This window comes from Sneathiella sp., from assembly GCF_041689005.1.
In the GTDB taxonomy this organism is placed as follows: Bacteria; Pseudomonadota; Alphaproteobacteria; order Sneathiellales; family Sneathiellaceae; genus Sneathiella.
On sequence record NZ_JBDNHC010000168.1, the window covers coordinates 45,756 to 57,537 of the forward strand.

Here is an 11,782-nt window from a genome sequence, read left to right on the forward strand (position 1 = left end):
CTCTTTGGGTGGAATATACGATATTATAATAACTTAAGGTGCTTTATTATGGATACCTCCTCATTCGCTGATCGTGACGGCTTTATATGGTTTAATGGTAAACTCGTACCATGGCGAGATGCAAACATCCATGTGCTTACGCATGGACTGCATTATGCCAGCAGTGTGTTCGAAGGGGAACGGGTCTATGAGGGTGAAATTTTCAAATTGACTGAACACACGGATCGTTTGATTAATTCCGCCCGAATTCTCGGTTTTAAAATCGAGCAATCCGCGGAGGAAATCAATCAGGCCAGCCGCGAGACCGTTATCGCCAATAATATTGTCGATGGCTATGTCCGGCCCGTTGCCTGGCGCGGATCGGAAATGATGGGCGTGTCGGCCCAGAACAACAAGATTAATCTCGCCATCGCTGCATGGGTTTGGCCAAGCTATTTCAGCCCTGAAGCCCGCATGAAAGGCATTCGGCTTAAACTGTCGCCATGGAAACGGCCGTCGCCGGAAACCATTCCGACCCAATCAAAGGCGGCGGGACTCTACATGATCTGTACGCTCAGCAAGCATGAAGCGGAGCAGGAAGGATTTGATGATGCGGTTATGCTCGATTACCGCGGCCGCGTGGCCGAAGCCACAGGGGCTAACATTTTTTTCGTAAAAGACGGCGCCTTACATACACCGACCCCGGATTGCTTTCTGGATGGTATCACTCGCCGCACGGTGATCGACCTGGCAAAGGCACGGGGGATAGAGGTGATTGAACGCGTGATTATGCCGGACGAAATGGGAAGTTTTACGGAATGTTTCCTGACTGGAACAGCGGCGGAGGTGACGCCCGTCAGCAGTATCGACACCTATCAATTCGCGCCCGGCCTGATTTGCCAACAACTTATCGGGGATTATGAGAGCTGCGTACGGCGGAAAGTAGCCGCATAAAAACTCTCTTGAAGGTCCCGGATATTGAATGCCCGCCCTCGATTGTGGCGGGTATTTTGCTTTTTAGATTTTTTCGGTTAAAATGATGTATATACTACGTCACAACGTGGGGAACCGAATAACAAGGAAATATGCGGGTAAAGGCGGGATTTTTAGGCAATGATTATTAAGCGGCTAGGAACGGTAGTTGGTATGCTGGTTATCAGTACCCAACTCGCGAACGCAAACTTTCAGAAGGGCCATGAGGCTAGCGATCAGAACGGTGCTCCAGTGATCGAACAATGGCGCGCAGATGCCAGCCATGGTGATGTTCAGGCGCAGTTCGAACTTGGGCAGGCTTTTGAAAAGGGAACAGAAAGCGTTAGTTCAGATCTCGTCGAGGCGTATGCGTGGTTTAAACTTGCCGCAGCCCAGGATTTCGCTGGCGCAGATGAGGCCATTCAACGTCTTCGCGACATCATGACACCCGAGGAAATCAGCGAGGCAGAGGCTAGATCTGTTGCTACTCTCGGGATCTGGTATCGTCAATTTACCGGGCAGGATGAGGGGGCGTTTCAGGAAGCCAAGGCCGCGAAAACCCTGCTGAAACAGCAACAGGAAAGCGAGACGCAGAGTGCGGCTGATATCAGAGCCGAAACGCAGCGAGCCATGATTGAACACCGCAATGCAGAGGCGGAGGCCGCTTTGAAATTAATTGAAGATAGCCGGAAAGCCGCTATTCTAGCGGCCCAACAGCAGGCCGAGGAAGCCAAGCGGAATGCCGAACTGCGTCAGCAGAAAATCGACCAGCAACAGCAGCAGGCTGCGCAAAATGAAGATCAGCAACAGCAGCAGAAGCTGGAAATGGCGCGAGCCCGGCTGGAGGAATTAAAGGCCAGGCAAGATGGTGGTAATCAAGTGCCGACAACCGCTACAAATATAGCGTCTGCGCCTGCCGTGGCGGGGTCCACGACATCTTCGGCCAAGGCACCAGCCGTAAAGGGATTGCCCGAGCAGTCGAAGGTTGCGGCACAACCGCAGGCAATCGGTGATGTAAAACGGGCAGCACTTGATGTTCCGCCGCCCGTGAAGCCGGGTGGTGCCGACATTGCCCTGCAGGATCCTGAACTTACTGAAAAGAAAATTTCTTTGGCGTCAAAAGAGCCGAGCGCCCTCCGCGAGCTTGATGATATGAAGGGGTTGGACAAGAAAGCCGTTGTTGAAATTTTTGAAACGGCAAAAACGGCGGAACTTGACAGCCAGGCGGCAAAATCTGAAATCGCTGATTCACTTGTCCGGATTGATGCCTTGAAATGGTCCTTGATTTCCGGTGCAAAAGGGGACAAGTCGGCGCCGATGATGAACAGGGTCTTGATGTCAAAAATGACGCCGGTGCAAATTGCAGAAGCTAACCGCCTTGCTGGCGAATGGCTTATCGACCGCCAAAGCAGGCTTTAGTCGCTCAGGGTTATGTTTTGGGCGTCCATCGCCGCGCGGCGTCAAGGTCGCTTTGGCGCTCCTTGACCCAATCGCTCTGTCCGGTCTCGTCACTTTCCTGTTTCCAGAAGGGCGCCTTGGTCTTAAGCCAGTCCATTAAAAACGAGGCGGCATCGAAGGCATCCTGACGATGGGGGGAGGCCGTGATTACCAAGACGATCGGATCCCCCGGCACCATATCGCCGTAGCGATGAATAATGCAGCAATCTTGTAAATTCCAGCGTCTGCAGGCTTCAGCTTCTATTTTTTTAAGTTCGCGTTCCGTCATTCCCGGGTAGTGCTCCAGGGTAAGGCCGGTGACGGACGTGCCCTCATTAAAATCGCGCACAAGGCCGGTAAAGCTGACGACCGCGCCTATATCCGTCCGTGCCTCGGTTAGCGCGTTAATTTCATCCCCGATATTGAAGATGTCGCGTTGTACACGGATCATGTCACCCTCCCGTCACCGGCGGAAAGAACGCTATTTCGTCGCCCTCCGTCAAAGAGAGATTACCGGTGACATATTCCTGATTTACCGCAATCCGGATGACATCCAGATCGCTGAAAATTTCGTCAAACACCGGACCGCGCGCGCGCATCCAGCGGACAAGCCCGTCGATATCGGCAACCTCCTGCGACCAGGAAATATCTTCCTCGGATATTTGCAATTTTGTTTTCAGCCAGGCGAAATACAGTATTTTCATCTCATCATTTCCGAAAAGGGTAGGAATTTAACCAGGTCGCCCATTTCTATCTGGCTCACCTCGTCTCCTAATTCAATCAAGCCATTTGCCCAGACAACGGAGGATAGCACACCGGAACCGGTCGTGTGGTATTTCTCCACGGTCCCGACGGCACTCTCACTCGCCGTATAGCGGCCGCGCAGCCATTCAGTCCGTCCGGGTTTTTTGCTTAAGGAGAAGTCCGCCTTTGCCTGAAACGAAAGTGGATCATGTTTCCCGCCGTTCATTCCGGCAATCAGTGGACGCACGAATTTCAGGCAGCAGACGAGCGCCGCAATCGGATTTCCGGGAAGCCCGACAAAGGCTGTCCCGTCAATCTGTCCAAATGCAAGCGGCCGCCCCGGCTTGATCGCAATTCGCCAAAAATGAAGTTGCCCAACATCCATTACCGCGAATTTGACATGATCTTCATCTCCCATCGAGACGCCGCCGGATGTTATTACGAGGTCATGGGTCTTTGCGGCTTCGGCAAGGGCGCCTCGAACCTCCTCCCGGTTGTCTTTCAGGATGCCGAGATCGGTGACCTCGCAGCCAAAACTGCGGAGCGTTGACGCCAGGATATAACGGTTACTGTCGTAGATGCTGCCGGGGCTGGAAGCTTCACCAGGCTCACGCAATTCATCGCCGGTCGAGAACAGCGCCACGCGTATTGCCATGAAGACGGGGAGGGACGCCTTGCTGATCGACGCGAGATAGCCAATTTCCTGTGGCCTGAGGCGGGTTCCTTTATGCAACAGGAGCTGCCTGTCGCGGATGTCCTCGCCTGCCCTTCGGCGATTTGCACCGGATCGAAGACCTTCGGGTAAAATGACCTTCTCACCAGTGAAAGTGATGTCCTCTATCATGGCAACTGTGTCGAAGCCGTCCGGCATGATTGCCCCGGTCAGGATTTTGACAACTTCATCAGGCTGTGCCTTTGTGGCTAGCGGCCTTCCGGCAGCGCTTCGCCCGGCAACCTCACGCGGTTTTTGCGGCATTTTCTCGTAGTCGGAAAAGACGAACGCATAGCCGTCCACCGCCGCATTATCCGCGGGTGGAACGTTGCGGTCGGCGTAGATATCCTCCGCCAATATGCGGTTTTCACAAAGCATCAACGGGCTGGTTTCAACATTGGCAACGACTGTTGCCGCCTTGGCAATTTGATCAAGCGCCTCTGTTGCGCTGATCATATCCTCAGGGCGTGCGAAGCAATCCTCAGCCAGCCGTTTCATGGATTGTTACCTCAAGTCCGAAATACCTGATTATAAAATCAGCGATACTCTGTTCATCGTTTAAATTCAAAACTGGAACCGGCGACTTCAATATCTGATCGGGCGTGGCTATTGCAATGATATGACGATCCGTCTGCAGTCTCGGGATCGTGCCGCTTTCTTCACGCCAGACCTCAATTTTCGGAATGCCTTCTTCCTTAAATCCTTCGATTAGCAGGATATCAACCGGCAGCATCTTTTCGATAAGCTGTTCAAGGGAGGCTTCCTCCTCCCCGCGGTTTTCATGCATTAATGCCCAGCGGCTGGAGGAGGAAACCATCACTTCTTGCGCTCCGGCTTCCCGGTGGCGAAAGGAATCCTTGCCGGGCGTGTCGATATCAAACTTGTGATGGGCATGTTTTATACTGGAAACCGAATATCCGCGATCAAGCAGGGCCGGAATGAGCCGTGTGAGCAAGGTCGTTTTGCCGTTACCGCTCCACCCTGATATGCCAATTACATTCATTATTATACCGTTCATCCTGCTGGGCGGGTTTATTGCTCGTCTTCGATCATATGTTGAAGGCCCAGACGTAAATAATCATAGCCCGTCCATACCGTCAGCAACCCGGCCATCCATAGCAATACCTGTCCAATGATAATGGCGTCGAATTGTTCGGCGACCGCAGGACCGCCAAGCAGGAAACACAGAGCGAAAATCTGTGCTGTCGTTTTCCATTTTGCAAGTTTGCTGGACGGGAGACCGACGCGCAATTCGGCAAGATATTCCCGCAGTCCCGACACCATGATTTCGCGGCAGAGAATAATTACGGCCGGAATCAGGTCCCAAGTACCGATCCGCCCGATCCCGACAAGAAAGAGTAAAACAGAGGCGACCAGAAGTTTGTCCGCAACCGGGTCCAGAAACCGGCCTAGCTTGGAGGTCTGACGGTACCGGCGAGCAAAATAACCGTCGAGGAAATCGGTGATCCCGGCGGCGACAAACAATCCAAGCGGAACCCAGCTTGCCAGCTTTCCGGGCAAAAATAATGACGCCAGCAGCAATGGAATGACAACAATGCGGGAAAGTGTCAGTAAATTCGGTAAGCTTGAGAGCATGCGCTAAACGACCCCGAAGGCCTGTTGAAAAAACCAGTATAGGGGTCGATGCCGTTGAGTTAAAGGGTAGAAATCAGCTTTCTTCATGGAAAAAATTATAGATAGTCAGAGCCGTCGCTTTAGAGATGCCGTCGACGGCCTGTAAATCGTCCAGCGCGGCTTGCTCAACGCCCTTTGCTGATCCAAAGCGGTTGAGCAGCGCCTTCTTGCGTTTGCCGCCAACGCCCGGTATTTCGTCCAGCGGGGAGCGGCCGATGGCCCGCGATCTTTTCGCCCGATGAGTCGTAATCGCATAATGATGGACTTCATCACGGAGCCGTTGCAGGAAATACAAAGTCGGGTCTTTATCCGGCAGGGTAAACGCCGCCTTGCCGGTCATGAAAAACCGTTCCCGCCCGGCATTGCGGTCCGGACCCTTGGCAATGCCAACCAAAGTGACGTCATTGACCCCAAGCTCGTCAAAGACACTTTGCGCGACGCTTAATTGTCCCTGGCCTCCATCAATGAGGATAAGATCGGGCCATTGCTCGCGCGAGCCCGAAACAGTCGGCCCGGCTTTATCGGGATCTTCTTTCTGCAGTCTTGAGAAACGACGGGTGAGCACCTCGCGCATCATGCCATAATCGTCCCCGGGGGCCAGCTTCTCGTTCTTGATGTTAAATTTACGATAGGCTTTCTTTTCAAACCCTTCTGGGCCAGCGACCACCATGGCGCCGACCGAATGGCTGCCGGAGATATGACTGTTGTCATATACCTCAATCCGCGAGGGAGGCTCCCCAAGGCCGAAGGCCGCGGCAACCCCCTCCAAATGCTTTCGCTGGGAGGCATTCTCCGCCATGCGCCGGGCTAGGGCCCCCTTTGCATTCAGGATGGCGTGGTCCACAAGCTGTTTCTTTGGGCCCTGTTTTGGCGTTTCGATCCGGACGGTATGGTCAGCGGCAATGGACAGAGCTTCGGCGATGAGAACGGCATCCTCAAGCGGATGGCTCGTCCAGATGCGCTTCGGGGCGGGGCGGCCATCATAAAACTGGCCGATAAAGGCGCTGAGCACGTCGGCGGGGTCATCGTCCTTGGTATGGGAAGGGTAGTGCGCCCGGTTACCGAAATTCTGTCCTGAGCGGATAAAAAATACCTGAACGCATGTCTGGCCACCTTCCTGATGGGCGGCAATGACATCGACTTCTTCGACGCCGGGAAGATTTATGCTTTGCTTGGACTGAATATGGGCCATGGCTTTCAGGCGGTCGCGAAGGACTGCGGCCCGCTCGAAATCCAGAACATTACTTGCCTCCTGCATACGCGCGGCCAGATTTTCCTGAAGCTGGTGGCTTTTGCCTGATAGAAAGGCGCGCGCTTCATCAACGACGGTGAGATAATCCTCCTTGCTGATCAGGCCCACACAGGGCGCGGAGCAGCGTTTGATTTGATATTGCAGGCAGGGGCGGGTTCGATTCTGGAATTCCGAATCCGAGCAGGACCGAAGCGGAAAGAGGCGCTGGAAGGTGGCCAGCGTCTCGTTGACCGCACCGGCGGAGGCAAACGGGCCGTAATATTCCCCTTTGCCCGACCGCGCACCACGATGCTTGGTAATCTGCGGCCAGTCGTGATCGCCAGTGATCAGGATATAGGGAAAGGATTTGTCGTCCCTTAGAATTATATTATATCGGGGTTTCAGATTCTTGATCAGGTTGGCTTCGAGTAGCAACGCTTCGACTTCCGTATGGGTCGAAACGAATTCCATCGAGCGGGTAAGGGAGACCATGCGCAGTATCCGGCTCGATTGACCGGCAATCTTGACATAGCTGCTGACGCGCTTTTTCAGGTTTTTGGCTTTACCAACATACAGAATCTGGCCCGCGGCATCGATCATCCTGTAGACCCCGGGGGAGTTCGGAAGGGTCTTGAGGGCTTTCTCGATAACCCGCGCGCCCCGCTTGAAGGGAGATTCTCCGGCGGGCGCGTTCGATTCGATGGTATTTGACGTATTTTCCGGCATTGGTGCTGTAAAGTTCGTTTTCAGTTAGCTTGAAGAGTTAATTTCATGTTCAATAAAATACCCTAACTCCCTTATTAAAAAAGGAACATTAGAGATTATTTTTTTCCGGAATTTTCCATTATTACATTTTTTTGACACTATCCACCAAAGCTGTGGAAAACTCTGTGTGTAAACGCTCTACATAACCCTGTAGGTCATGGGAAGCCTAGCCTTTGACGGGTATGCCTATTTTTTAAGCAATTTTATAACCCATTGAATTAATTATATTTTTTAAATGTCAAGCTAGAGCCATAGAGAAATTCACTATTTTATTTCCTTATCCCTGATGCGTCCGGGTTCCTCAGGGCCATTGTGTACAACTATTAAAGAAAATTCCTCAAATTTTAGGTATTTTGAAGTTATTTGAAAATATCAAGGCCTCCGCTGTGTCAATACGACCCCGACACTAGTGGCATTTTTCACAGCGTTAAGTTTTTCAATCTTTACTGTTACAAGGCTAACCCGTTCATAGTTAAGGCAGATTGACACAACTTTTTCGGCGAGCGTTTCAACCAGATTAACATGTTCCGTCGACGCCATTTTAGTAATGGCGTTTGCAATGGTTTCATAACATACGACATTTTTATAGTCATCGGCTAGTGGGATGGTGCCATCTTCCACCGTCATTTCAATTGTAAAACGCACCGGTTGTGGTGTTGTCTTTTCATGCGCATAGACGCCAATCAACATATCAACCAATAGCTCGTTGATGAAAATCTTTTGGATTGTGGCTGGATTTGTCATTTCGCCAGCTTACCGGGGACTAACCAAAATGGTTTCATTCCAACCTTCCTTTAGCCCCGCCTTGAGATATGGGCAGATGCTGGCCCCCATCAAGGGCAATAAATTCTCCGGTCATGGATTTCGCCGCCAGAATGAACTGTACTGCTTGAGCGATTTCCTCTGCTGTTGGCCCATACCGTAGGGGGACCGACAATTGCTGCTGTTTAAATTGCGCCGCCGTCTGTCTCGTATTGGCCAATGTCGGCCCAGGACCGATAGCGTTTACACGGATCTGTGGCGCCAGAGCCATGGCTGTTGTCTGGGTCAATGTCCAAAGACCTGCCTTGCTGAGGGTATAGCTGAGAAATTCGGGAGTAAGATTGAAAACACGCTGATCAATGATATTGACGATATTGCCTTGAACGGCCTTCGGAAGTTGATGGGCGAAGCCCTGACTGAGCAGCAATGGTGCCAGCAGGTTCGTGTTGATGTGGCGGGTAAAACTTTCGGCGCTCGCATCCTCGATCGTGTCTTGTTCGAATAGCGCAGCATTATTGACTAGGCAAAGGAGCGGCCCCAGGGTTTCGGTTGCCCTAGGGATCATATCCTCGACCTCTGCTGGATTTTCGAGGTCTGCCTGCAGCAGAACAACCGATACGCCAAGGGAGTTAAGTTCCTCTTTCAAGGCATCGGCGTCTTTGACTGATGTTCGGTAATGAAGGCCGATATTCCATCCATTGCGGGCAAAAGCGGTAGCGATAGCCCGTCCGATACGACGGCTGGCACCCGTAATTAATACATTCTTCGTCATGCTATTCGTGAACCCGTTTGACAGCTTCTTAATGGAGCGCGGCGGTATAAACCCCCGACATACCATAAAATTGCGCCGCGATATAGGTGACATAGCCAAGGCAGAACACTGCACCCATGAGTCGCCCAATCGGCTTTTTGGCGATAAAAATGGGGATCACTAGGAGAGACACAAACAGCATGACCCATATATCGAAATGGAGTATCTGGGCCGGAGCCTCCATTGGTTCGATTATGGCCGTCACACCAATAATGCCGGTTATATTGAAAAGATTTGATCCAAGAACATTGCCGATGGCCACGTCCCCATGGTGACGGAACGCAGCAATTATCGAGGTTGCGAGCTCCGGGAGCGAGGTGCCGAGGGCAACAAGCGTTAAGCCAATGATTTCGTCCGACACTCCGGCAATCTTGGCAATAATAATGGCCCCGTTTACAAGCAAGTGAGAGCCGATAATAAGCCCTATCAGCCCCATTATAATAAAGGATATGCTCACATAGATATTTTTTGGCATATTCTGTTCATATTCTTCGAGTGCTTCTTCTGCCCCTTCATCGCCTTCTTTGCGCGCCCGAAAATAGGACCTGAGAATGACGGCCAGAAGAACAGACAGGAGCAACGCGCCCTGCCATATTTCCATGACGCCCTGCCAGGCGAGTACTATGAAAAGAATGGAGGCTCCTACCATGACCAGGCTGTCGCGGAGGGCTGAGCGGCTGTCGCAGACCAACGGGTAGATCAGCGCAGGAATACCGAGTACCAGTAGGACGTTGGCAATATTGCTGCCGATAACGTTGCCGAAGGCAATCCCCGGCACACCCTCCATTGCCGCCTGAATACACACGACCAACTCAGGCGCCGACGTTCCGAAGGCAATAACCGTAAATCCGATAACGAGCTTGGAAACGCCTATTTGCTCGGCCATCGCGACCGAGCCCCGAACTAAAAGTTCACCGCATACCAGAAGGATGACCAGACCAGCAGCTACTTGTAGGTACATCATAAAATGCAAACATCCAGGGACATTATAATTTTTAATTTCATCCCTTCACCACTGTTCTTAAAAGTCAATTGGTTGTTATATAGACATGGGTTCCCAACAGTAAAAGAGGAAAGCCAATAAAAATACTGGATTGCCGTCAGTTTCAGGGCAGAAATTCTTTTAAGAGACAGGATGTCGGGCCTTAATATTTTCGTTCGATTTTATAGCCCTGGTTTTCCAGAAGCGACAATACGCCCTCTTTCCCGGGCAGATGTAGTGCGCCAATTCCAACGAAGGCATTCCCCCTTTTCAACTCCGGCGTCATGCGTTCCACCATATGGCGATTTCTGTCGCTGATCAGGACAGTGGTCATTATTGTCGTGAATGCCGCACTTGCCTGCGTCAGGGAGGACTCGAGGTCACAGGCGATCCATCCAGTGTTTCCGGAAAGGTAGTAGCTGGTAATTGTCTCAAGTTCCTCCGCCAGAATTTTATTTTCATCCATACTCTGGTCAAGGTACTCCAGTTGTACCGTCTCGGGCATGGTATCAAAAATATCAAGCTGCTCCCGGTTCGTTTCAAGGGCAATGACATTTTTTCCAGACCGTCGCGCCGATTTTTCCAGTTCCTTGTCGAGCAAAGACATTTCGGCGCTACCCGGCCGGCTCGGGGGCGGTTGACTAATGATCGCAGCCGCAGCCCATATCTTAATCCGGTCGAGCGTGGCCGCATCTACACCATAGGCCGACATGATACTCGCCAGCACCTGAAATCGGGCCGCGCCGATTTTACTCTTCAGGCTCTGGCCCGGTGGCAGAAGCATGAATCTCTGATTGTCCGTTAGATCATCATCATTGAGGGAGGTTTCAAATATAGCCGTCGAGGCGCTGTTAAAAGCCTGCATAACGACCCCGGGCAGAAATAGAATTCGCGGATCACTCGAATGCATCGTGCCAAAAATATAGCTTGGTGGTGAATTTCCGTCGCTCACTTTCCATAAGCGACCTTTATCGAAAGGCCGGGTTTCACAATTTGCCGGAGGATCCAATCGCGCAAGGGCGGGAACCGGCGCCGTAAAAAATGCCAGCACTGTCAGGCAGAAAACAAGCCTCGAAAAGATATTCATCGCACGCCTCTTTGATTGCGAAAGCCTGATTTTTCGGGCAGGGTAGCATATAATGAAAAAATTACACGGAATTGCAGCAACCGGGGATGACATGCCTTTTGTATTTAATAAGCTTTTCGTCCATTTAAGATTTTTAGTTGTCCTCGCCGGGGTCGGACTGATGGCCGGCCTGTCCGGCTCAGCGAATGCGGTGGAAAATGATATTGTGGTGTTCGCTGCTGCCAGCACGACCGACGTGGTGACAGCGGCGGCCTCGGCGTTCGAAAAACAGACAGGATTGACGGTGACCCCGTCATTTGCCGGAAGTGGCACCCTTGCCCGGCAGATTAAGGAAGGGGCACCTGCAAATATTTTCATTTCCGCGAATATGCAATGGCTTGACTATCTGGCGAAGGAGGGTCTGCTGCGGCAGCGCGCTCCTGTCGAAGTTGCCTCAAATCAGCTTGTCATCGTTGCTCCGCAAGATGCGGTGGTTAAAGAGCCTTTCAAGATAGAAGAACTGCCCAAGCTGCTGGAGGGTATGCGTCTTGCGATTGGCAATCCCGCCCATGTTCCGGTCGGCACCTATACAAAAGCTGCCTTTCAGTCATTGGGCATCTGGGACAGGCTGGATGGCAAATATGTAATGCTGCCGAACGTGCGGGCCGTTCTGGCGCTGGTCGAGC

At 52.0% G+C, this 11,782-nt stretch carries 13 protein-coding genes; 3 read left to right on the forward strand and 10 right to left on the reverse strand.

The annotated features are described in order from the left end of the window. The first annotated feature begins 48 nt into the window (after positions 1 to 48). Complete coding sequence (locus ACESNI_RS18005) at positions 49 to 933, forward strand: branched-chain amino acid aminotransferase (protein ID WP_373089573.1); 885 nt, start codon at positions 49 to 51, stop codon at positions 931 to 933. 159 nt (positions 934 to 1,092) lie between these two features. Next, the gene (locus ACESNI_RS18010) at positions 1,093 to 2,370 is read left to right on the forward strand and encodes a hypothetical protein (RefSeq protein WP_373089575.1); all 1,278 of its coding nucleotides are present in this window, start codon (positions 1,093 to 1,095) and stop codon (positions 2,368 to 2,370) included. A 10-nt stretch (positions 2,371 to 2,380) separates the two neighbouring features. Here ACESNI_RS18010 and moaE read toward each other — a convergent pair whose 3' ends face one another. From moaE to ACESNI_RS18060, 10 genes are all read right to left on the reverse strand, one after another. Continuing rightward, complete coding sequence (gene moaE / locus ACESNI_RS18015; RefSeq protein WP_373089576.1) at positions 2,381 to 2,839, reverse strand: molybdopterin synthase catalytic subunit MoaE; 459 nt, start codon at positions 2,837 to 2,839, stop codon at positions 2,381 to 2,383. A 1-nt stretch (position 2,840) separates the two neighbouring features. Continuing rightward, complete coding sequence (moaD, locus tag ACESNI_RS18020; protein ID WP_373089578.1) at positions 2,841 to 3,092, reverse strand: molybdopterin converting factor subunit 1; 252 nt, start codon at positions 3,090 to 3,092, stop codon at positions 2,841 to 2,843. Then, positions 3,089 to 4,342: a gephyrin-like molybdotransferase Glp gene (gene glp, locus ACESNI_RS18025; RefSeq protein WP_373089581.1), complete on the reverse strand. Its 1,254-nt coding sequence runs from the start codon at positions 4,340 to 4,342 to the stop codon at positions 3,089 to 3,091. Before glp ends, moaD begins: the two co-directional genes overlap by 4 nt. After that, positions 4,326 to 4,847 (reverse strand): molybdopterin-guanine dinucleotide biosynthesis protein B, encoded by a 522-nt coding sequence (gene mobB, locus ACESNI_RS18030; protein ID WP_373089583.1) that lies wholly within the window; start codon positions 4,845 to 4,847, stop codon positions 4,326 to 4,328. The genes glp and mobB overlap by 17 nt, the downstream gene beginning before the upstream one ends. A 29-nt stretch (positions 4,848 to 4,876) precedes the next feature. Then, the gene (gene pgsA / locus ACESNI_RS18035; protein WP_373089586.1) at positions 4,877 to 5,440 is read right to left on the reverse strand and encodes a CDP-diacylglycerol--glycerol-3-phosphate 3-phosphatidyltransferase; all 564 of its coding nucleotides are present in this window, start codon (positions 5,438 to 5,440) and stop codon (positions 4,877 to 4,879) included. 73 nt (positions 5,441 to 5,513) lie between these two features. Beyond that, positions 5,514 to 7,436, reverse strand: coding sequence for an excinuclease ABC subunit UvrC (gene uvrC / locus ACESNI_RS18040; protein ID WP_373089589.1), 1,923 nt, complete (start codon positions 7,434 to 7,436; stop codon positions 5,514 to 5,516). Positions 7,437 to 7,847: 411 nt separating this feature from the next. Then, positions 7,848 to 8,219: a dihydroneopterin aldolase gene (locus ACESNI_RS18045; RefSeq protein WP_373089592.1), complete on the reverse strand. Its 372-nt coding sequence runs from the start codon at positions 8,217 to 8,219 to the stop codon at positions 7,848 to 7,850. A gap of 34 nt (positions 8,220 to 8,253) precedes the next feature. Then, positions 8,254 to 9,009: an SDR family oxidoreductase gene (locus tag ACESNI_RS18050; RefSeq protein ID WP_373089594.1), complete on the reverse strand. Its 756-nt coding sequence runs from the start codon at positions 9,007 to 9,009 to the stop codon at positions 8,254 to 8,256. Positions 9,010 to 9,037: 28 nt separating this feature from the next. Next, positions 9,038 to 10,012 carry a calcium/sodium antiporter gene (locus tag ACESNI_RS18055; RefSeq protein ID WP_373089596.1) on the reverse strand — a complete coding sequence of 325 codons (975 nt, stop codon included), beginning with the start codon at positions 10,010 to 10,012 and terminating at the stop codon, positions 9,038 to 9,040. A 181-nt stretch (positions 10,013 to 10,193) separates the two neighbouring features. Continuing rightward, positions 10,194 to 11,117: a TraB/GumN family protein gene (locus ACESNI_RS18060; RefSeq protein WP_373089598.1), complete on the reverse strand. Its 924-nt coding sequence runs from the start codon at positions 11,115 to 11,117 to the stop codon at positions 10,194 to 10,196. Positions 11,118 to 11,169: 52 nt separating this feature from the next. On the opposite strand from ACESNI_RS18060, the gene modA reads away from it, so the two are divergent. Further along, the coding region (gene modA / locus ACESNI_RS18065) for a molybdate ABC transporter substrate-binding protein (protein ID WP_373089600.1) at positions 11,170 to 11,782 on the forward strand (613 nt) is incomplete at its 3' end.

What these genes read in the sequence shown, in the direction of transcription:
- mobB (WP_373089583.1), bottom strand. Translation starts at nt 4,847, where the DNA reads ATGAATGTAATTGGCATATCAGGGTGGAGCGGTAACGGCAAAACGACC.
- pgsA (WP_373089586.1), bottom strand. Translation starts at nt 5,440, where the DNA reads ATGCTCTCAAGCTTACCGAATTTACTGACACTTTCCCGCATTGTTGTC.
- glp (WP_373089581.1), bottom strand. Translation starts at nt 4,342, where the DNA reads ATGAAACGGCTGGCTGAGGATTGCTTCGCACGCCCTGAGGATATGATC.
- ACESNI_RS18010 (WP_373089575.1), top strand. Translation starts at nt 1,093, where the DNA reads ATGATTATTAAGCGGCTAGGAACGGTAGTTGGTATGCTGGTTATCAGT.
- ACESNI_RS18005 (WP_373089573.1), top strand. Translation starts at nt 49, where the DNA reads ATGGATACCTCCTCATTCGCTGATCGTGACGGCTTTATATGGTTTAAT.
- ACESNI_RS18055 (WP_373089596.1), bottom strand. Translation starts at nt 10,012, where the DNA reads ATGATGTACCTACAAGTAGCTGCTGGTCTGGTCATCCTTCTGGTATGC.
- moaE (WP_373089576.1), bottom strand. Translation starts at nt 2,839, where the DNA reads ATGATCCGTGTACAACGCGACATCTTCAATATCGGGGATGAAATTAAC.
- ACESNI_RS18045 (WP_373089592.1), bottom strand. Translation starts at nt 8,219, where the DNA reads ATGACAAATCCAGCCACAATCCAAAAGATTTTCATCAACGAGCTATTG.
- ACESNI_RS18060 (WP_373089598.1), bottom strand. Translation starts at nt 11,117, where the DNA reads ATGAATATCTTTTCGAGGCTTGTTTTCTGCCTGACAGTGCTGGCATTT.
- moaD (WP_373089578.1), bottom strand. Translation starts at nt 3,092, where the DNA reads ATGAAAATACTGTATTTCGCCTGGCTGAAAACAAAATTGCAAATATCC.
- uvrC (WP_373089589.1), bottom strand. Translation starts at nt 7,436, where the DNA reads ATGCCGGAAAATACGTCAAATACCATCGAATCGAACGCGCCCGCCGGA.
- ACESNI_RS18050 (WP_373089594.1), bottom strand. Translation starts at nt 9,009, where the DNA reads ATGACGAAGAATGTATTAATTACGGGTGCCAGCCGTCGTATCGGACGG.